Raw genomic sequence first — 20,668 nt, 5'->3', positions numbered from 1 at the left:
AGCTGATAGGTTGGTGAATGTTAATTGTCAGGTAAATAAGAGCCAGGTATCAATGATATCTGGTTTTTATTGGGAGCTGATAGGTTGGTGAATGTTAATTGTCAGGTAAATAAGAGCCAGGTATCAATGATATCTGGTTTTTATTGGGAGCTGATAGGTTGGTGAATGTTAATTGTCAGGTAAATAAGAGCCAGGTATCAATGATGACCGGTTTTTTATTGGGAGGTGATAGGAATAAAGGATTAGATAATGAACATAAAAAAGTAGTTCATCAGTTAGGGATAACCTGGATTTCGCAGATGAATAATTACTGCAGTGAGCATAAAAAGGCGAACAGCTCCGACAACGGAACTGTTCGCCAAATATATTAAGTTTGCCCGGAGGGCTAATACTAAACTCTGAAGTGGGAGAAAGCTTTGTTAGCTTCAGCCATACGGTGAGTATCTTCTTTTTTCTTGAAAGCCGCACCTTCACCTTTGCTTGCTGCAACGATTTCATTTGCCAGCTTATCTGCCATGCTCTTTCCGTTTCTGTCACCAGCGTAACGAACTAACCATTTGATGCTCAGAGAAACTTTCCTATCGGGACGAACCTCAGTTGGAATCTGGAAGGTAGCACCACCGATACGGCGGCTTCTAACTTCAACACCAGGAGTTACGTTAGATAATGCTTTTTTCCAAACCTCGTAACCGTTTTCGCCGGTCATTTGGCTTACTTTATCCACAGCATCGTAGAATATTTTAAAGGCAACGCTCTTTTTTCCTTGTTCCATTACGTTATTAACAAAGCGGGTAACCAGCTTGTCATTAAACCTTGGATCTGGAGCCAGAGGTAATTTTTTTGCAGCTTGCTTTCTCATTTATTGAAAAAATTACGTCTATTTAATTAATTATTTCTTAGCCTTTTCCTTTTTAGTACCATATTTGGAACGGCTTTGCTTTCTGTCTTTCACACCGGCAGTATCCAAAGAACCGCGAACGATGTGATAACGAACACCTGGTAAGTCTTTTACCCTACCACCACGGATCAGTACGATAGAGTGCTCCTGTAGGTTGTGACCTTCACCAGGGATATAGGCAATCACCTCAACTTTATTGGTTAAACGAACCTTCGCTACTTTACGCAGAGCGGAGTTTGGTTTCTTAGGCGTGGTAGTGTATACACGAGTACAAACGCCACGGCGCTGAGGGCAGCTATCTAATGCCCTGGACTTAGACTTAGCCCGGATAATTTCTCTTCCTTTTCTTACTAATTGTTGTATAGTAGGCATTCTTTACCTAGTTTTTTTATGTCGGTTTACAATGACATCCAAATTCCCATAAAGAGATTTTGGGACGGCAAAGGTAAAACTATATGTGTGAATAACAAAATTGTTTCGTAAAATATTTTTGCCGGAAGAAGCCGATCGTTTTATCACTACTAACGGGGCGTAGAAATTGGCGACATAGCAGAACGACCAAAAATCCGGATTGCAAAGGTATGATTTCCGTTACAAACAACAATAAAAAAAGCAAGGTCATTTTATCGGCCTTGCTTTTCTATATATATAATAGTATATAGACTATTGTTTATCAATCTGATAATTCCAATTGCGAGGATCAGCAGCCTTACCTGTTCTGATAGCATCCAAACGGGCAATTACCTCTGCTCCTACTGCATATTTAGAAGAATCGAGGCGGATATTAACGTCCTGATAGTCTAATTCTTCTACGTAAGCAACGCTGGCTGCAGTTCCTGTACCGAAGATCTCTTTCAGTGAACCGTCTTTGTATGCTTCGATAATTTCATCTATAGAAATAGGTCTTTCTTCGATTTTCAGGCCCATATCAGATAAAACATCGATTACACTTGAACGGGTAACACCTTCAAGAATAGTACCCTGGCTCAGATCCGGAGTAATAGCTGAATTACCTATGATTACGAATACGTTCATAGTTCCGCATTCCTGCAGATACTTATGTTCGTAACCATCTACCCACAAAATCTGATCGTACCCTTTATTTTTAGCTACCATAGTTGGATACATAGTACCACCATAGTTACCAGCTGCTTTAGCAAAACCAACTCCTCCAGGAAATGCTCTTACAAATTTATCCTGCACTAACAATTTGATAGGCTTATTGAAGTAAGGACCTGAAGGTGAGTTGATAATCATGAATTTATAAGTCTCAGATGGACGTACACCGATGTACTCATCTGCTGCAATCATAAACGGACGCAGGTATAATGAACTACCGGTAGTGGTTGGGATCCAGCTGCGATCTAAATCAATCAGCATATCCAAACCTCCAACAAACAACCATTCAGGAACATCAGGCATTCCCATTCTTTCAGCCGATTTATTAAATCTTCTGTAGTTGTCGTAAGGTCTGAAGATCATTGGATGATCCTGAGGATCTTTATAAGCCTTAATTCCTTCGAAAATAGCTTGTCCATAATGCCAGGCAGCATTAGTTGGACTAACAGATAAATTCTGGAAAGGCACTATTTCAGCGTTGGTCCATTCCTTACCATCATAATCAGCTACCAGCATGTGGTCAGCGTATATCTTTCCGAACGCCAGATTATTAAAGTCTACTTCGTTCAACCTGCTTTGTGTTGCTTTGGTAACTTTTATCTTCTTCAGCGCTTCGTCCTTAACTGTTGATTTATCTACCATCATGGTTAATCAATTTTATCTCAATACTTTTACATAATTAACGCGGCGATTGCGTTCCTTTGGAACGGCTAACTGCAAATAAACAGATTTTTCCGCAGAGGAACCCGTTTATATTAAATTAAATAATAATAAATATGTCATTGGAGCAAATAAAACTAGATCCGTACTATTTGGCTAAGATCTTTACCCAGCCTATCATTCCAGGCGAAAGGAGCATTATTGCCGCAGCGGAAAAAGTACTGCCACCAATCAAATATTTAGGTGAAAATCAAAAAAACATAGCCATCTTCATACAAAATGAAAACGAGGCATATTTAAATGAAGATTTATTTAACCTGCTCACAAATATATTAAATGCCTGTAAACTAAGTATGCAGGATGTGTCATTAATCAATATTACGCATTACCCCGGCCTTACCATTTCCGACTGGCAAAAAGCCATAAACATTAAGCAAGGGGTATTTTTTGGTATTCAACCTGAAGAAATTGGATTAAATGACATCCCAACTTATCAACTGATCACTGTACAGAGTACTCCACTGCTATTTTCGGATCATTTGTCCGTAATCGGAACAGATAAAGCACTGAAAGCCCGGTTATGGAATGGATTAAAACAATTATTAGGAATTTGATAAACGTATTATGAAATTAATTTTCGCTACCAATAATCAAAATAAAGTAAAGGAATTCAGATCATTGCTTGGCAACCAGTTTGAAATTATAACCATGCAGGAAGCCGGAATCGATATAGATATTCCCGAACCTCATGATACCCTGGAAGCTAATGCTACGGAAAAATCATCTACCATTCATCGTATGACCGGTGAAAACTGCTTCGCAGAAGATACCGGTCTGGAAATCGAAGCCCTCAATGGTGCCCCTGGCGTACTTTCAGCCCGCTATGCAGGTGAACAAAAAGAAGCTGCTGATAATATCGCCAAAGTGCTTCATGAAATGAAAGGCATCAGTAACAGAAAGGCTAAATTCCGTACTGTTATTTCTCTGATCCTGGATGACAAGGAATATCAATTTGAAGGCGTATGCAACGGACATATTACAGAAACCTCATCCGGTCAGAAAGGATTTGGATATGATCCTATCTTTATCCCTGAAGGAGAAACCCGTGCTTTCGCAGAAATGGATCTAACTGAAAAAAATAAATACAGTCATAGAGCCAAAGCATTTCATTCCTTTGTCTCCTTCCTTCAGTCAATAAACGAATCAAAATAGCATGGCAAGAATTAAAATAGACTTACCTGCCACCTTTCCATTTTCAACACAAATACCCGTTCGAATTCAGGATGTAAATTATGGAGGTCATGTAGGCAACGATGCTATACTTAGCATTCTGCACGAAGTACGCATACAATTCCTTGCCAGCATTGGATATAAAGAATTAGATACAACTACCGGTGAAGGATTTATCATGTCGGATGTTGCCATCGCTTATAAAGGTGAAGCATTTCATGGCGATAAATTTGATGTGGCAGTAGCAGCAGGTGATTTCAGTGGATTTGGTTTCGACTTTTTCTATAAAATCACGGCGTTGAGAAACGAACAAACAATTGTTATAGCTGAAGCCAAAACAGGGATGTTATGTTTCGATTACAATCAACATAAAATCGCCAGGTTATCAGCTGAAATGAAACAAAGATTAGAAACTGGTAAAATAGAAGCGTAATGGATAACACAGCAATAGATCAGGTAATCATTTCCCGCAGAACCGTGAAGCCTACCAGCATGAACGGTCAGAAAATTGATAATACAACCGTTGAATCCTTACTTCAACTGGCAGATTGGGCACCAACTCATGGTTATACAGAACCCTGGTATTTTGTTGTTTTTAGTGATGATAAAGTGAAAGAATTCTGTAATGACCATGCACAGATGTACAAGGATAATACGCCGGCCGATAAGTACATCAATGGTAATTATGATAAGCTGAAACACCAGGGAGATCTGGCTTCGCATGTTATTGCCGTATGCATGAAAAGAGGTAATAACCCTAAAATTCCTGCCCAGGAAGAATTAGCAGCCGTTTCCTGTGCAGTAGAAAATATTCTTCTTGGAGCCACAGCCCGGGGCATTGCTTCTTACTGGGGCTCAGGAGGTATGACTTACCATCCTGCAATGCACGAATATTTTGGGTTAGGAGAAGATGATCTTTTTTTAGGTTTTGTATATCTGGGGTATACCAGCGAGCCATTGCCTGCAGGCAGAAGAATAAAATCTCCTGCTGAAAAATTTAAATGGATGTAAGTACTATTCGGATGTAGTGTATTTCACTGCATCCGATTTATCCTCATCCAGCAGATATGCTTTTGCTTCATCCGCAAAAGAGCTGATCTGGGTTGCAACCCAATGTTCGTCTTTATGTAATTCTTCCGCCATAATCCTTGCAACTGCAGGGGCTATTCTCAATGCTTCCTTAGCATCTAAAAATAAGAGTCTGACTCTTCTTGCCAGAAAATCCTCGATATTTCTTGCCATTTCCTCTCTGACAGCCCATACCACCTGTGCTTTTACAATATTGTATTTTTTGCTCAACTCATCATTCATTTCAGGATTTTTGGCAATAAGGTTCCGTATGTGCGCTTCATCGGTACCATAGAAATACCACGGATCCTGCCAATTGGCATCCATGGCTCCATGAATCCTCATATGCTCAGTTACCGAAGCTGTTTCTTTCCAACGTAGTACCTCCTCCATTTTATGAATAACATCAGCGGCCATACGTCTGTAAGTTGTCCATTTCCCTCCTATAATCGTGATAAGATTAGAGCTTGAAACAATGATTTTATGGCTTCGGGATATTTCTTTGGTTTTATGACCTTCTGCTTTTGCCGCAGCGAGGGGCCTTAAACCGGCCCATAAACTCCTGACATCTTCCCGCTTTGGTGGCTTTGCCAGATATTGTGCGGCCGTATCCAGGATGAAGCGTATTTCCTTTTCCATAGGATGAGGTTCCAGGCTTATATGGTTTACAGGCGTATCTGTGGTGCCCACTACCACTTTATCATGCCAGGGAACCATGAAAAGCACTCTCCCATCGCTGGTTTGAGGGATCATTAATGCATCAGTACCGGGTAAAAACTCCCGATCGACCACCAAATGCACACCCTGACTGGCAGCGATCGATTTTGGGGCGGCCGGATTATCCATTTCCAGAATATCATCCGCAAAAACACCAGTTGCATTAATAATGGCCCTGGTATTCAGATGAATATCGTCTTCCCTCCCATTTAAAGTATCCCTTACAGTTACACCATTAACATTCCCTTCCTCATCTTTACTCAACTTAACAACTCTCATATAATTAAGGGCAGTACCACCCTTATCAGAGATAGTTTGTGCCAGATTGATGGCCAAACGACTATCATCAAACTGCCCATCATGATATAAAACACCGCCAGACAATTTATTTTCCTGCAGAGTGGATAATCGCCTGATTGCTTCCGCTTTAGAAATATGAACAGATTTGCCCAGGCTTAATCTGCCAGCCAGCCAGTCGTACAATTTAAGCCCTATAGTATATTTCAGGTTATCCCACCAGCTGAAAGTAGGTATTACAAAAGCGAGATTACGTACCAAATGGGGAGCATTCGCAGAGAGCAATCCTCTTTCCACACTGGCTTCTCTTACCAATGAAACATCTCCCTGTGCCAGATAACGTACCCCACCATGTACCAATTTTGTGCTTTTACTGGATGTAGATTTTGCAAAATCTACCTGCTCCAGCAATAAGGTTCTATATCCACGGGTTACAGATTCCAGAGCAGCGCCTAAACCGGTAGCCCCCCCTCCTATTACGATTACATCCCAGGGCTGCAGATCTCTTCTTAATGAGGCAACAAGCATTTCTCTGTTCATAAATAAATATCATTGATCAGAATAATGAAAAGTAACATAAAGTATCCGAAAAGTTAACGGACAAAAGGCTTAAAAGTTTTAAATCCAACAACATTTAGGCGGAAAAAATGTTGCTCCAATAGGAGTTCCCGTTATGGGTCACCGAAAACCATATTGATAGCATGATCAAAGTAGTTTATCTATTATTACTGCTAATGACTGTAAGCCTCAGTTTTCAGGCCATTGCACAGCGGCGTAGCTCTAAAAAGCCCGACACCCTGCATTTGCTTGCCGTTGATAGTGCCACTATCAGTAAAAATATAGCCGCACTGGCAAAAGACACCAACAAGGTTAGAAAATCAGATACTGCTGTTGCTATTCTCATCAACCGTATAGAGAATTATACTTTGCTGATGAATGAACTTATGAGTACACTCCGAAGAGGATTTGACACATCAGCTATCAGTGCCGGATTACCCCTTGCAGATACTTCCCTTGCCCTCATCAGGCGTAATATCGCAAGCCTGGGGCGTACTCCGAATATCAATGATATTTATACCAACAAAGTAATGTTGGAACAACTGCGCAGAAGACTCGACTCCTGGCAGTCGACCCTCTTTTCCTATTACAGCAAACTTGTAATAATAAACGACACCTTACATTCTCTACGCCGGGATACAGCCATGCGCAATATCCCCGCAGAAGATGAACTGTACTCGTTTTATCTGGGTCAGGTTACCAATATGGTTTTGAAATTCAGAGGAGTAGACAGTGCCAATAGCATAAACCTTATTAGAATGGGCTTACTTCAAAACAAAGTAGCCAACAGATATATTGAGACCTCCAATTTGTATGAGGATATGGATTATCGTCTGAATCAATTTGCCACACATATGTTTGTAAAAGACTATAGATACCTGTGGCGACCGCACCGCGATAGTATTAATCCGCTGGAATTCTTTCCCGTATTGAAGAATTCTATTCAAAAAAACACGAAGGTATTAGTGATATTTTTTGGATTTCAATGGCCGGTATTTTTCATTTGGATATTGATTGCCATACTGTTCCTCTGGTGGATCTTCAATAACATCAAACGTATAAAGGCTAAGCATCAGAGTCAGGAAGCAGAAACAATTTTACAACATTCGAGATACGTATATAATTTTCCGATAGCCAGTTCCTTAGTGCTTATAACAACGCTTTCGGCCGTGTTATCCATACGTTATCCGATTTTATTTACTGAAATTACCTGGGCTATTAATGTTATAGCATTAACATATATTTTCAAAAGACACCTGCACGACCCGATGTACAGATCATGGTTACTGGCACTTGGTTTATTACTATTCTATTGTATAGTAAATCTGCTGATCGAAGTTACTTATACTGAACAATGGACTTTACTAATTGCAGCTACCTGCTCAATTTTGCTTGGGTACAATATTTTACATGAATCACATAAGACTGCTATTAGTCAACCTAAACTTACCCGGCCGGTGATTCAGTTGTTTGTGGCTACAAGCGCTTTTTCCTTAATATTAGTAATACTTTCACGGGTGGGTACAGCTAAAATAATGGGATCGAGTGCTATTGTTAATATGTTGATGGCAGTGAGTTTATATGTGCTGGTACAAATAATTATGGAGGCTGTTTTTTTACAGGTAGAAGCAAACAAAGATTCCAACAGTTTTATTTCTTTTATGGATTTTCAGGATGTGCAGCGAAAATTAAAAAATGTTCTGAGCATTCTGGCTTTTATCGGGTGGCTGATCATTGTATCCCGAAATTTATTTTTGTATGATCTGATTTATGAACAGATTGTTGGCTTCCTGCAGGCCAGGCATAAAGTAGGAAGTTCCGATTTTACACTTAGCAGTATTATAATTTTTATTGTGGTTATATGGATAGCCACCATCGCTTCGCAGCTTATTGCTTATATGTTTGGCGGTAGTGGCCAGAACAACAATAAGAAAACCCGTTTAGGATCAGCACTGCTATTACTTCGACTTGCAGTGCTCGCGGGAGGAATTTTACTGGCTTTTGCAGCATCAGGCATACCGATGGATAAGCTTACTATCGTAATAGGTGCATTGGGTGTTGGTATTGGATTTGGCTTACAAAATATTGTAAACAACCTGGTATCGGGTATTATACTGGCTTTTGAAAAGCCTATAGAAGTTGGCGATGTGATAGAGCTAGGGCAACGTTCAGGAGTTGTAAAAGAAGTAGGAATCCGCTCCAGTAAAATCAGTTTATATGACGGATCGGAAGTGATAGTACCCAACGGTGATCTGATTTCCCAACAGTTGATCAACTGGACACGTACAAACAGAAACCGACGCATAACTTTTACTATTGGAGTAGCATATGGGTCGGATGTAAAACAGGTAATGGATATAATACAATCAGCTTTTCCACACCAAAAAGATGTATTAGCCATACCAGCTCCTCTGGTTCAGTTATATGAATTTGGGGATAACTCTATAAACTTCAGGGTTTATTTCTGGGTGGCAGATCTGGATACCGCCGGAACGCAGCAGAGTATTGCCCTTACCTTTATTTATAATGCATTGAACAAGGCCGGCATCGAAATCCCTTATCCACAGCGGGATTTGCATATCCGATCGGTGGAGGAAACGCTGCTGACAAGGCTAGATAAACCGGGCACTTCTACGGAAGGATAAAAAAATTTATAAAAAAACGGATAATACATTTTGAATTTTCATTTATAAGCCGTTATCTTTGCACTCCCGTTTTGGAACAACAAACAAAAAACGGTCATAATTGGCGAGGTAGCTCAGGTGGTTAGAGCGTTGGATTCATAACCCAAAGGTCTCGGGTTCAACTCCCGATCTCGCTACGAAGAAAAGCCGCAAATCTTTTACTATAAAAGGTTTGCGGCTTTTTAGTTTGGGGATGGTGGTCGGTTTGGCGGTCAAAAAATATAGTTTAGCCTTATCGTAAATATAATGCGATAAGTTTTTCGTTAGATTTTGTTTATCATTTTTTAAAGCTCAAATTGCAAACTTTTGGATTAAAGAAAAAACAAAACTTGTGCATAGAGTTTACGCTAAAAGAAAAAAGGTCTAATTCTTGAAGTTCAATTTTAAAGGAATAATAATAATTCGATGGCATATTAGTAGCTTCTACTATTGAAGAAATAAGGCTACTTAACCACTTGCTAAAATTGGTCAATCCTTTTCCTCAACACAGAAAAGTTTTGACCAAATAAGGAAAAAATTATATTTTGTGTTATATTGAAGCCCTTATATCCCTTTACACATAATAATTTTCCGTAAACTAATATACGAATGGAAGATACGGTTAAACCTCCTCAGATTCAGGTACATTATGAAAAAAATCCGCTTTATAGAACCATATATTGCGATGGGTTAATTGGTGGTGTTACACCAACTAACATGATATCTCTCAGCTTCTATTCGACGCGCAATACTATCCCCAAAAGTACTACACATACAATAAATGGAAACACCTTGAGTCCGGGTGAACCTAGTAAAGATTCCAAATTAGGAATTATAAGAGAAATTGAATTAGGCGTGTATATTAATAGAGATACCGCTAAGGACATTTACGAATTTTTAAAGAAAATATTAGATCCCCATGTATAACAATCAATTTACGGCAACAACTGGCAGCACCTTCATTTCTACTACCCCTTTTGAAGATACAGGAACCCGCAATATTGATGCTGTTCGAGTTTTTTTTGAATATTTGTTTAATCAAAATGATTCTCTCAAAGACAAGAATAAGTTTGTGTTTCTTTTTTTCCAAGATTGTATTGCACAAAATAACACAGATGTAATTAGCAGAATTCTATGTGATTCCGCGTTATCAGATTTACATCCTTCGCTATTAAAAAGTGCTTTAATTATAACCCGTGGGTATCCAGGCATAGAGGCCCCTTATCAAAGGTTAAATCAAACCTATAATAAAGTAGTTGAACAATATATTTAAAAGTATCACCATTGCTACCAAATAGAGAAGAGTTTTTAACCAATTATGTCAATGAGGGCATAGCTATATGTGGTAAATATTTAGGTGCGGATGCTGTTCATGTCGGCCTGTATTGGAATTCAGAAGGAGAGAAAAAAATCGTTCATTTTCTGAATGGTAACAATATTCCAATTGACAATGTAGAAGATCCCCATTTTGAACAATATTTGTTCTGTACAATATCAGACTTTCCGTCATATCTCGTAGCTAGCATCTCCGCACTATGTGAATTGATTAATCAAAATAGAATTAATGGATTTGAATTCGAAAGAATTGGTGTGTCATACGACGGTGGTAAATTTTCTTTTGTAGATGGATCATATACAGGAAAAACTGGCCCGGAAAAATTCGTAAACTGTGGAGTATTTATTCTTGCACTTCTGAACACATATGACTACCCTTTAATAGACTGGGAAAACTGGCCAAACGTAGACCTAGCAAACCTTAATTTTTTGACTAATTGGTTGAACATGAATGGAATACCTCAGAATCAACGGCAAGCATATTATAATAAAACAAAAGCAATACGAGGAAAACATATTCTTGTTAGTCCACTTACACTAACAAAGCCTTCTACTTTTGAGGAAACACAAAAACTATCAGAAGACCTGATAGCACAATTAAGCAACCCACCTCTTGCCAATATTCGATAACCCTATACCAATCTCAATTTTTTAATCACATAAAATTTGAAAACAATTCTGAGGCTATAATAGTAAAAGAAGCTAATAAATGACTGTCTATTTTTCTTTCCTCGGATCAATTAGCAATTCACAAATACACACATCCAATACAATAGCAATTTCCCTTAACAGCTTTAGCGTTGGCTGAAAATCATTATTACATATCCTGGTAATAGCGCTAGGCGTTTTTCCAACCATTGCCGCCAAATCCTTGTGCATTAAATCCTTTTCTGCCAATACGGCCTTAATCCTATGTATTTTTAGCTTTTCTGCCCTATTGATAATATTAAAGGTTAAATATTAAAAATTTCTCCAATTGATAGGAACTAAAAATAGAATATTACAATTGCAGCAGCTAGTCCGTATTGAGAGCAATCTAAAGCTTTATAAATATGTCTTAAAACCCATCTTTAAGACACAAGATCACATTTTAATGACGCAATCATTAACATTAAGACATACAAAATTGGTATATCCGCTTAAATGCCCTTATAATTATAATACGTTTATGTCGTAATGAAAACTAATCCAGAAACCATCGATCAGGAAATCGAAGTGATCCGTAAAGTCCTTGGAAAATTCAAGGATGGAGTATCTATTGAGATTATCGAAAAAGAGACAGGTTTAGACTTAGGGCGACGCACGTTGTTAAGACGATTGGATAAGCTCGTAGAACAAGGAATTGTTACAACATCTGGCAGAACACGAGCTATGGTCTATAGCCTGGCGAAAGTACCAACCCAGCCCGCGGAAGTAAAAGAAAAACAGGAAGATGACAATATAATCCCCATATCGGAAGAAGGACAAGAAATACTGACAGCTGTTTCACGACCTCTCGCTGTTCGCCATCCGGTGGGATATAATTATGATTTCCTGCTTATGTATCGTCCTAATATCGATAGTTATCTGACATCAGAAGATAAACACAAGTTGGCGGAATTAGGAAAAACTGCAAAGTTAGATCAGCCCGCAGGCACCTATGCAAAAGAAATCCTGCAAAGGTTATTGATTGATCTTTCCTGGAACTCAAGCCGTCTCGAAGGAAATACTTATAGCTTGCTCGACACACAGCAACTTATTTCACAGGGGAAAGCTGCCGATAATAAATCTGCGATGGATGCGCAAATGATCTTAAATCACAAGGATGCCATCGAATTTATGGTGCGATCCGTAGATGACATCGGTTTCAATCGCTACACCATCACCAACTTACATGCTTTATTGTCTAACAACTTACTTGGTGATCCTGGGGCGCACCTTCGCGGTAGGGGTCGGCAATTCTGTATTTACACCTTTGGGGATACCGCAGCAGATCGGTGAAATGTTTGAAGTAATGCTCGAAAAAGCAATGAAAATAACAGACCCTTTTGAACAAGCATTCTTTATTATGGTGCAACTACCATATCTGCAGCCTTTTGATGATGTTAACAAGCGTACGTCACGCCTTGCCGCGAATATTTCATTGAATAAGCATAATCTCGCACCATTAGCTTTTGTTGATGTACCGCAAGATATATATGTTAAAGGAGTACTTGGAGTCTACGAACTTAATCGCGTCGAATTACTTAAAGACGTTTTCATATGGGCTTATGAGCGTTCCGCCTTGCGCTACGCCGCAATACGCCAGACATTGATCGAACCAGATCCTTTCCGCTTAAAATATCGTGAACAAATCCGCACTCTCATCGCCGAAATAGTATCCAATGCTATGACACCAGACGAAGCCATAATCATAATCCAAGCCAAATCATTGAAACTTCCTACTGAAGATCATCAGAAGTTTGTCGAAACCGTTGATACAGAACTTCTATCATTGCATGAGGGCAATTTTGCCCGTTATTATATCCGTCCTACGGAGTTTAAAAAATGGAAAGAAGTTTGGAACAGAAAATAATGAGACAAATTCTCAGAAACGGCTACCTACACAAATTAGTTAAATATCTTTCCTTTTCCTGGTACAAGCAAAACAGCAAACACTTTACGCTAAAAGGTTATCGGTCACTTCTTATCTCCTCATTAACAATTTTCATTTTAATCCCACTCGATAACAAAAACTAATTATTGATAAAATCTCTGCACTTCAATTACGATCGTATCTTCTAAAAACCTCAAGGACTTCTCTCCCAATACCGCCTTCCTCCCTAAATCAAAATCCAAGGGAATATCTAAATCAACAGTATCATTTTTGAGACGATATGTTCCCCAATAGTAAGTTACAGCCCAATGATCCATTTTTGTTGCTTTCAAAATCCCATTGTTTTTAAATTGGAGAACCAATCCACCATCGTTTCCAATTTTGTTTGTAGTTGCGGTGAAAATAGAGGGTGCATTATTCCAATTTTCTCGCTTTTTATGCTGAAGGATTATTAATATAATACTAATCGCACCAATGATAACAGATAGGAGTGTAAATATCTTTTTGGTTCTTAGAAATTGTTTAATATTTAGTAAGAAATAAATAATGGTTAAAACACACAGACAAAAAAATGGAAAATAGTATAACCAGGTAAAAAAGAGAGCATCATGAAAAACTGGTAGATAGGCTATGCGTAATGCAATAACACCGATAAACGTGATTAATAAAATTGGAACAGGCTTAATACCCTTCAATTTTGTTAAAGATTCCATCAGACTGGCTAATATTATTGTATGTTATCCTTCATTAATAAAAAATGTATTAAAATCTTTCTGTGATACCGTTGCGCTATAACACCAGTTTTCTTCGAATTGAAAATTGGTAGTAATGGCATCTTTGAACATTGAACATTCTACAGAACAGTTTTTAATTAAAGCATTTGAAAGGTTTGCTTCCCTTAAATCAATACATTTGAGGTTGCAGCTCAGAAACTGAGTATTAGACAAATTGCATCCGCTGAAATTTGTACTATGCAGAAAGCACTTTTCAAATACACTATTTGAAAAGTCGATCCCGGAAAAATCCTCTTCTTCTTCAAAATCTAAATCCCTGAAATAACGTTCGCCTTTCTTATAGGCTTCTAATAATTCAATTGAAGTACTCATGGAAAGTAATATACAGACTTTCGCATTTTTTATAGAAATCATTAAAAGCCAACTTTCCATGAAACTATTTTGATATCATTTGACCACCATTTTTCTCATAATTTAATTACAATGCCCACTAAAATCTATTGGCTACATAATGCCAACAACGGTGCCCGAATAGGCATCATGCCCCGTCCTCGTGGTAGCGATTGGCTGGAAGAAGAAATCATCCATCTAAAAAAACAAAAAGTAACACATCTGGTATCTTTGCTGGAAAAAGAAGAAATAAGAGAATTGGAACTTTCTCATGAAGAAGCATATTGCTCTAAACATGCAATTACCTTCCTTCATTTTCCAATTAAAGACAGAAGTATACCCATACATCCAAAGGAGTTCATTAAGCGATTGTCGGCCAACTTCTGTGAGGGAGCAACTATTGCCATTCATTGCCGTATGGGCATTGGGAGATCTTCCATCATCGCCGGAAGTTTATTGTTGATGAATGACTATAAAGTAGAAGATGTTTTTGATTACATCAGTAGGAAAAGAGGATTAAAAGTTCCTGATACAGAAGAACAGATTAAATGGTTGAAAGAAGGGGAATGGTAAAATAAATGATGCCGGCCTATTGCCATGGGCCGGCATCTCCAACTTCATATAGCTGAATATGCACACTATATGCTCTTTTGTGGTAACCTGAAGCCTACTTCACTTTTCTTGCCCAGGCTCTAAGGTTATTGATTGCATCATACAATACCCCGGCTTCTCCTCTGAAATCGCCTGACCCAGATGCTTTACCATTACGAACGTCGTACCATTCGTAGAAGCCTTTATTACTGATTACCCGATCGATCATCGGACTCATTTCAGCATAAGCCTCCAGTTGTAATCCATTGTTTGCCAATGCAGTGATCATACGGCCACCGAACCATGTCCAATCCCCCGCATTTTGATAGAAATATGCTGGCATGTTAGGGAATACTTCTACCGGATATGGTGGATATACTGTCATCCCAATTGTAGCAAAAGTTTCTTTCTCGGCTGCATTGAGAAACTGCTGATTGATTTGTTTGATTTCTTTCTGATCATGTAATCCGGCAAGGATAGCACATGCAGTACCTCCTGTATAAAGTATCTGGCGCTCGTTGAAATCCGGTGGGAACGGACTACCATTCAGGTAAATGTGCGGAATATATTTGCCAGCTTCAGCATCCCACAGATATTTACGGATATTCTTTTTGAGAGATGCAGCTATATTTTTCCAGTTGTCTTTTGAGGTATAAGATGCTGGCTTAATTGCCAGGAAATTATTGATAGCCAACAGGAACATAGCATTATCATAGATATCTATTGACCATTTGGTTTTCTCATTTAGTGCAACTCCCCAGCCATTTTCCGGTTGTACATCTCCCCAATCGATAGTGGTAGCACCTTTTACGAGACCATATTCTTTAGCCCAACGTTCTGTAAGCACAAAACGTAAAGCGGCATCCATTCTTTGCAACACGGTTTGATCCCCTACTTTTTCCTGAAGGATGCTTTTATCGCCAGTTACATCGATATATTGTTTTACGGCCTGAATGAGTGATGATTCCTGATCTGTTTCCACTGTATTTTTGTGGCTTGCCCATCCTGGGGCCAAATCAGTTTTCGCATAATTATAACCAATATTGGCTTGCTTTTCATTAATAGCTCCATCAGGAATATTTCCATCGGCACCTTGTAACTTGAAGAAAAGCAATAAAGCATCTTTAACATCTTGACTACTGCGGACTTTCAAAGATCCTTTAATAAAAGTATTGAAGTCTCTGATCCAGATTTCACCATAACCTGTACCTGCATTAAAGCCTGTCAATACTTTTAACGCCCAGGCCTGTACGGTATCCAGACGGTTGTCGGCAAGTATTTGTTTCGCCAATGCATTTTTACTGATCCCAGCAGTTTCTACCCTGCCAGGATAGGATAACAACTTCAGTTCCCCTTGCTGTGCGCTTGCTGCCATGGCCAAAATGAGGCATGGTAGTATAAATAGTCTTTTCATCAGTCTCTTACTTGTCGTGTGTATAAAATGTAATTTCTTCCATAGTCATAAAACCGCTATTACCCCAGTTAGACAATAACTTAAAGCGATAGTACCTAAAAGGCGCCGTTCCGTTTGGAACACTAAACTCCTCTCCTGCCTTAGCATAAGTTATATCATCGTTAGAATTTTGTCCAACAGGCAAACCCGATGGTTTAATAGATTCATAGGAGCCTATTTTCGTCCAACTATTCCAGCTGCCATCTGCAGCAGGTTGATTGCTACCATATAACTCAAAAGTTTTTACGCTTTCTTTTGCATATAACCGGTCATTCGCCTGCCATACTTTAAAACGACTAAGAGTTACAGACTGGCCTCCATCAATTGTAAACCAGCAAGGAATGACAGACTGGGTAGCAAAACCAGGTGGATTATAATTATCATCCCATAAATAACTGATCAGCCAACCATAACCACCATCCTTTACATCAGTAGGCAACTCAAGTACGTTGAAACCGGCTTTAGGTAATTCTCTTTCAAAGGCAGGTAAAGTCGATGTATTAATACCTTCCTTTGGATAAAAGAATTCATAAGCATTGGAATCGGGTTTATATTTTGAGATGTAGTTGAATGATGAATTACCCTTATAATCCGTTAATTCTGTTTTTAAAATTGTATCCGCCACAGTTATTTTTCGCTCAGTGCCATCAGACCCGGTATAACTCAAATCAATTCCTTGTTCTCCAGCCGCTGCGGCGCCCCAATTGAGTACTATCTTACCGTCTTTTGATTGGGTAACAGATTGTAATGTTCTGTTGGTAAGTGTACTGATATAATTCTGACCAATGGCTGTTCCAGTTGCATTCACAATCACTGATCGGTTATCTGACTTATCGTAGGTATAAAATATGAAATTATAATCACCTTCACTCAATTCTGGTATTAAAACTTCTATAGTATCACTCCCCGAAGTCCGTTTTACCGGGAATTCCAAAGAATCGCTGTTATTATTCCAGAAAACTCTTAACCGCGTTACCAATGGATCATTTCCCAGTACAACAGACAACATAATCCTGTTGAGGCCCGAGTGAGCAATCACTGTATCAACTCTTCCAGGATAAGTTATTTCACCTCCTTCCAGATATTTCCTGTAGGCATCTCCTCTCGTTTTGGTACAGGATACTATAAAGCCAGTGATAGCCAGTATCCATAAAAAATTGGAAAGTTTAATATTCTGCATAATGATAATTACTTGGTTGATAGATGATTTTATTTTGTATCTCCCCACATCATGATTTCATAGAAATTCACATAAGTACCATTAGACCAGTTACTGAATGTTTTAAACCGGATATAGCGCACTTTAGGTGTATTTAATGGGAAGGTGACGGTCCAGCCGGCCTCTGCTGCATCTATATCAGCTTGTGAGAGCTGGCCTTCCGGTAATCCGGATGGTTTTGTTTGTGTAGTTTCGGCCAATAATACCCAGCTATCATCAAAAGATCCGTTGGGATTAGGCTTATTAGAACCCCATATCTGCACTTTTTTGGGATTATGTAGTGTGTAATAGAATCCTGGTCGCATAAACCATACAAGTCGACTCAGTTTTGCTGTTACACCCATGTCGTAGGTAAACCATTGAGGCATTTTGGCTGCATCTCCTGAGTGGTAAAACCCGTTGGAAGTACTTCCATCAAAAAGTCCGGCTATATCACCACCATAACCCAATTCGGCATCGGTTGGTAAAACCACTCCTTTCATTTTCCTGCGATCGAGCAGCTCTTCAAAATAAGGTGTAAGTTTAATCAGCAAAGTATCAGAGATATTTCCCCAACGGTCGCGGACATATACGCCAAATTGAGTTTCTACGTCCTTCATATTTCTGGTAGAGAAATCTCCCTCTTTCAGGTTGGTATACTGAGTGGTCACAGGAGAGAACTGGCCAAGCGAATCGTTGGCCAGCACGACCAACGCCAGGTCATTTTCTCCGGAATTAGTAAATTTCACATTTACACCACCAAAATCAGGAACTACTGAAATTGTTCGTCTAACTATCCAAATAATAGGTTCAAGCGGGTGTACGGTTACTTCAACCACCGGGGAAACGTTTTCACTTTTATCTACCACATATAATGAAACCTTGTAGGTACTCGTATCACCAAATCCTTCCACCAATAAATTGCTGGTATATCTACTTACTTTAGTTTCACGTTTTTCACCTTTCGTGGTTTGATACAAGGCTTTTACATACAGCAGATCTGTATCTCCCGGCAGACTATAACTGATTCTGGCAGCGCCATTCAGGTTGGTAACTTTTACATTGCTAAGCGCTCCCGGAGGTGTTTTGTCCAGTATCATAGGTCTGGGTGTTTCTCTTTTACAGGAAACAATGATCAGCAGCAATATCAATATGTAGTTAAATAATTTTCGTTTGTGCATAACAGTGCTTTTACGCATGTGTAAATATTTTGACAAAATGATTAGCCATTACCAACCAGGATTTTGTACCAGGTTAGGATTGATTTGAAGATTATCTTCTTTGATTGGCCAGAAATAATCGCGAGGTCCTACAAACTGCATGTTGTAAACAAATACCCTGCGGTTATAATTTTCATATGTCGATTGTAGAATATCCCATCCATAAATTGGGGTGTTCAGCACTTGTGTTGCGGTTTTCCATCTGCGCAAATCCCAGAAGCGACTACCCTCAAATGCCAATTCTATACAACGTTCCTGTCTGATAATATCCCGTAGCCCAATTACGTTAGTATATTTAGTTGGATTTTTAGAATAGGTTGACCATGAAGTTTGTACAGACTCTAGCCCTGCCCGTTCGCGGATTTGATTGAGATAAGTCAATGCTTCTCCGGAGCTGTTACTTTCATTTAATGCTTCAGCATACAGGAGATAAAGATCAGACAACCTCATAACAGGCCATGGATATGATTCTGTTTGTAATGAGGTTTTAGTAAATACGAGATTCCAGCTTACGATTTTTTTAGTGAAATAGCCGGTGATAGAAAATAAGCGGCTTTGCTTTTTACCTGAATATTGTTCAAGTTTACTTTGAATATTATAGTCGCCGTTTTTCATGAACCATGTAGATCCATCAAAAGCAATATCGGCATAGAAACGTGGCTCTCTTTCGAAATGTAGTCCTACTGTTTTGTACCCTTCCTGCATTCCTGTATCCAAAGCGGTAACATTGCGCAATTTGAACCGGTTGGCATAATCCCAATTTTTATCTTCATCAATAGGTACGCCATGCTTGGTATAAAACATTTCAGCAATTTTCATTGGCGGTGCCAGCTTTCCTTTTAGGTTAATGTTAAAGGCATTGGGATCTAATTGCGGACAGGCAAATGTTTGCAGCCAGTAGGTAGGAGCAGCATCTGTAGTTAGCCCCCATATAAGTTCACTGTTCCATTTTTCGCAAACGGAGTTACGAATATTCATTTCTACCTGGGTAGCATGATCTACTTCAATGATTGAAGGATTGAAGGTATATAGTTTCAAGCCGGCAGCATGTGCGAGATCAATCGCTTTTTTACAGGCATCCTTTGCTCTCTCCCATTTGGTAGCATCATATTTGGAATTGAAAAGCAATTGACCATTTTTGTTTTTCATTCCGGCAAAATCATTGTTTCCGTTGAACAATGGGCTTGCAGCTGTAACCAGCACTCTGGCTTTTATAGCTAATGCAGCAACCTTAGTAATTCGCCCCAGCTCAGAAGTTGCACTGGCAATCCTTAATGGTAAACCAGAATTTTCACCTGCAGCAGCTTCATCTAAAAGGGCAGAAATGTAATTCACCACAGAATCTACCGGCTGGCGAAATACTCTTACTTCCTCCGGCGTAGCAGTAATAGGAAGATTTTTATCCACAATCGGAATCGGGCCATACATTCTGAATAAATACCAGTGGAAGTAGGCTTTCAGAAATTTAGCTTCCGCAATCCATCTGTCTTTTTCATAGGGCTGCAGGTCTATTACTTTGTCCAGATTTTCAAGGAAAATATTACAGGTTCTGATACCTTGCCAGAGCGATTTTCCATCAAAGCCATCCCAATAATTCAATAGAGGATTCGCGCTATTCTGGTTACCACGGGCAATGTTATACGGATCGAGATAAAAAAAGTCTTCTTTCATAGGCCAATATGTCCAGGCCTCATCACCAGCGCTGAAGGCCGGATTTCTGTCGGGATCTCCTTCACTCGGCAGATAGGAGTAACAGGTAAATAAATATTTTTCTGCTTCCAAACGGTTTGCAAAAGCATGGTCCAGTGTGGGCACATTATCAGGTACAATATCGAGATAACCTTTTTTACAGGAGGTCAGAAGCGCTAATACAGCTCCCAGCAGCCACACAATATGCCCGTTGCGCATACATTTCATTGATTTTAAAGAAGTATATAATGATTGCATAGTAATAGATTTTGG

22 protein-coding genes and 1 tRNA gene are annotated in these 20,668 nt (G+C 39.1%); 12 read left to right on the top strand and 11 right to left on the bottom strand.

Translation table 11 applies throughout. The features are described 5' to 3' along the window. Nucleotides 1–391: 391 nt before the first annotated feature. The 3 genes from rpsG to DVR12_RS16240 form a co-directional block, all read right to left on the bottom strand. Nucleotides 392–859 (bottom strand): 30S ribosomal protein S7, encoded by a 468-nt coding sequence (rpsG, locus tag DVR12_RS16250; RefSeq protein ID WP_116976856.1) that lies wholly within the window; start codon nucleotides 857–859, stop codon nucleotides 392–394. 30 nt (nucleotides 860–889) lie between these two features. Next, nucleotides 890–1,270: a 30S ribosomal protein S12 gene (gene rpsL, locus DVR12_RS16245; protein ID WP_012789278.1), complete on the bottom strand. Its 381-nt coding sequence runs from the start codon at nucleotides 1,268–1,270 to the stop codon at nucleotides 890–892. 291 nt (nucleotides 1,271–1,561) lie between these two features. Continuing rightward, nucleotides 1,562–2,662: a branched-chain amino acid aminotransferase gene (locus DVR12_RS16240; protein WP_233522412.1), complete on the bottom strand. Its 1,101-nt coding sequence runs from the start codon at nucleotides 2,660–2,662 to the stop codon at nucleotides 1,562–1,564. A 131-nt stretch (nucleotides 2,663–2,793) separates the two neighbouring features. Between DVR12_RS16240 and DVR12_RS16235 the strand changes: the two genes are divergently transcribed. Genes DVR12_RS16235 through DVR12_RS16220 form a run of 4 tightly spaced genes read left to right on the top strand, consistent with a single transcriptional unit; the run spans nucleotide 2,794 to nucleotide 4,918 of the window. Next, nucleotides 2,794–3,291: a hypothetical protein gene (locus DVR12_RS16235; RefSeq protein WP_116976855.1), complete on the top strand. Its 498-nt coding sequence runs from the start codon at nucleotides 2,794–2,796 to the stop codon at nucleotides 3,289–3,291. 10 nt (nucleotides 3,292–3,301) lie between these two features. After that, nucleotides 3,302–3,889 (top strand): RdgB/HAM1 family non-canonical purine NTP pyrophosphatase, encoded by a 588-nt coding sequence (rdgB, locus tag DVR12_RS16230; protein ID WP_116976854.1) that lies wholly within the window; start codon nucleotides 3,302–3,304, stop codon nucleotides 3,887–3,889. Between the two features lies 1 nt (nucleotide 3,890). After that, nucleotides 3,891–4,340: an acyl-CoA thioesterase gene (locus tag DVR12_RS16225; protein WP_116976853.1), complete on the top strand. Its 450-nt coding sequence runs from the start codon at nucleotides 3,891–3,893 to the stop codon at nucleotides 4,338–4,340. After that, nucleotides 4,340–4,918, top strand: a complete 579-nt coding sequence (locus DVR12_RS16220) for a nitroreductase family protein (protein WP_116976852.1) — start codon at nucleotides 4,340–4,342, stop codon at nucleotides 4,916–4,918. The genes DVR12_RS16225 and DVR12_RS16220 overlap by 1 nt, the downstream gene beginning before the upstream one ends. A 3-nt stretch (nucleotides 4,919–4,921) precedes the next feature. Here the strand turns inward: DVR12_RS16220 and DVR12_RS16215 are convergent, their stop codons facing one another. Next, nucleotides 4,922–6,529, bottom strand: coding sequence for a glycerol-3-phosphate dehydrogenase/oxidase (locus DVR12_RS16215; RefSeq protein ID WP_116976851.1), 1,608 nt, complete (start codon nucleotides 6,527–6,529; stop codon nucleotides 4,922–4,924). 161 nt (nucleotides 6,530–6,690) lie between these two features. On the opposite strand from DVR12_RS16215, the gene DVR12_RS16210 reads away from it, so the two are divergent. The 5 genes from DVR12_RS16210 to DVR12_RS16190 all read left to right on the top strand — a co-directional run bounded on the left by DVR12_RS16210 (nucleotide 6,691) and on the right by DVR12_RS16190 (nucleotide 11,175). Next, entirely contained in the window at nucleotides 6,691–9,192 is a 2,502-nt protein-coding gene (locus DVR12_RS16210) for a mechanosensitive ion channel family protein (protein WP_116976850.1), read from the top strand. Nucleotides 9,193–9,294: 102 nt separating this feature from the next. Next, a tRNA-Met gene (locus tag DVR12_RS16205) sits at nucleotides 9,295–9,368 on the top strand. 451 nt (nucleotides 9,369–9,819) lie between these two features. Continuing rightward, a complete protein-coding gene (locus DVR12_RS16200; RefSeq protein ID WP_116976849.1) occupies nucleotides 9,820–10,137 on the top strand; it encodes a hypothetical protein in 318 nt (105 codons plus the stop codon). Next, nucleotides 10,130–10,483 (top strand): hypothetical protein, encoded by a 354-nt coding sequence (locus DVR12_RS16195; RefSeq protein ID WP_116976848.1) that lies wholly within the window; start codon nucleotides 10,130–10,132, stop codon nucleotides 10,481–10,483. Before DVR12_RS16200 ends, DVR12_RS16195 begins: the two co-directional genes overlap by 8 nt. Nucleotides 10,484–10,494: 11 nt before the next feature. Next, entirely contained in the window at nucleotides 10,495–11,175 is a 681-nt protein-coding gene (locus tag DVR12_RS16190; protein ID WP_116976847.1) for a hypothetical protein, read from the top strand. A gap of 87 nt (nucleotides 11,176–11,262) precedes the next feature. Here the strand turns inward: DVR12_RS16190 and DVR12_RS28140 are convergent, their stop codons facing one another. Then, nucleotides 11,263–11,454, bottom strand: coding sequence for a helix-turn-helix transcriptional regulator (locus DVR12_RS28140; protein ID WP_394337596.1), 192 nt, complete (start codon nucleotides 11,452–11,454; stop codon nucleotides 11,263–11,265). 267 nt (nucleotides 11,455–11,721) lie between these two features. On the opposite strand from DVR12_RS28140, the gene DVR12_RS27815 reads away from it, so the two are divergent. Together DVR12_RS27815 and DVR12_RS27810 are read left to right on the top strand one after the other, a co-directional pair. Then, nucleotides 11,722–12,525, top strand: coding sequence for a Fic family protein (locus tag DVR12_RS27815; RefSeq protein WP_199417127.1), 804 nt, complete (start codon nucleotides 11,722–11,724; stop codon nucleotides 12,523–12,525). Between the two features lie 13 nt (nucleotides 12,526–12,538). Next, nucleotides 12,539–13,099: a Fic family protein gene (locus tag DVR12_RS27810; protein ID WP_199417126.1), complete on the top strand. Its 561-nt coding sequence runs from the start codon at nucleotides 12,539–12,541 to the stop codon at nucleotides 13,097–13,099. Nucleotides 13,100–13,263: 164 nt separating this feature from the next. On the opposite strand, the gene DVR12_RS16175 is transcribed toward DVR12_RS27810, so the two are convergent. Together DVR12_RS16175 and DVR12_RS16170 are read right to left on the bottom strand one after the other, a co-directional pair. Beyond that, complete coding sequence (locus DVR12_RS16175; RefSeq protein WP_116976845.1) at nucleotides 13,264–13,833, bottom strand: hypothetical protein; 570 nt, start codon at nucleotides 13,831–13,833, stop codon at nucleotides 13,264–13,266. Nucleotides 13,834–13,857: 24 nt separating this feature from the next. Then, nucleotides 13,858–14,286, bottom strand: coding sequence for a pentapeptide repeat-containing protein (locus DVR12_RS16170; RefSeq protein WP_116976844.1), 429 nt, complete (start codon nucleotides 14,284–14,286; stop codon nucleotides 13,858–13,860). A 51-nt stretch (nucleotides 14,287–14,337) separates the two neighbouring features. Here DVR12_RS16170 and DVR12_RS16165 point away from each other — a divergent pair, with 51 nt between their 5' ends. After that, nucleotides 14,338–14,817, top strand: coding sequence for a protein-tyrosine phosphatase family protein (locus DVR12_RS16165; RefSeq protein WP_116976843.1), 480 nt, complete (start codon nucleotides 14,338–14,340; stop codon nucleotides 14,815–14,817). Nucleotides 14,818–14,911: 94 nt separating this feature from the next. On the opposite strand, the gene DVR12_RS16160 is transcribed toward DVR12_RS16165, so the two are convergent. The 4 genes from DVR12_RS16160 to DVR12_RS16145 are packed head-to-tail and all read right to left on the bottom strand — an operon-like array spanning nucleotide 14,912 to nucleotide 20,653. Continuing rightward, entirely contained in the window at nucleotides 14,912–16,249 is a 1,338-nt protein-coding gene (locus tag DVR12_RS16160; protein WP_233522411.1) for a glucosidase family protein, read from the bottom strand. Nucleotides 16,250–16,256: 7 nt separating this feature from the next. Next, nucleotides 16,257–17,468, bottom strand: a complete 1,212-nt coding sequence (locus DVR12_RS16155; RefSeq protein ID WP_116976841.1) for a DUF4998 domain-containing protein — start codon at nucleotides 17,466–17,468, stop codon at nucleotides 16,257–16,259. Nucleotides 17,469–17,497: 29 nt separating this feature from the next. Beyond that, nucleotides 17,498–18,667, bottom strand: a complete 1,170-nt coding sequence (locus tag DVR12_RS16150; RefSeq protein WP_158563289.1) for a DUF5000 domain-containing lipoprotein — start codon at nucleotides 18,665–18,667, stop codon at nucleotides 17,498–17,500. Nucleotides 18,668–18,715: 48 nt separating this feature from the next. Continuing rightward, entirely contained in the window at nucleotides 18,716–20,653 is a 1,938-nt protein-coding gene (locus tag DVR12_RS16145) for a RagB/SusD family nutrient uptake outer membrane protein (RefSeq protein ID WP_233522410.1), read from the bottom strand. Nucleotides 20,654–20,668 lie beyond the last annotated feature (15 nt).

The organism is Chitinophaga silvatica (assembly GCF_003419895.1).
Taxonomy (GTDB): domain Bacteria; phylum Bacteroidota; class Bacteroidia; order Chitinophagales; family Chitinophagaceae; genus Chitinophaga; species Chitinophaga silvatica.
Note: the sequence above shows the minus strand (reverse complement) of the source record. Positions and strands in the feature narration are given on the sequence as shown.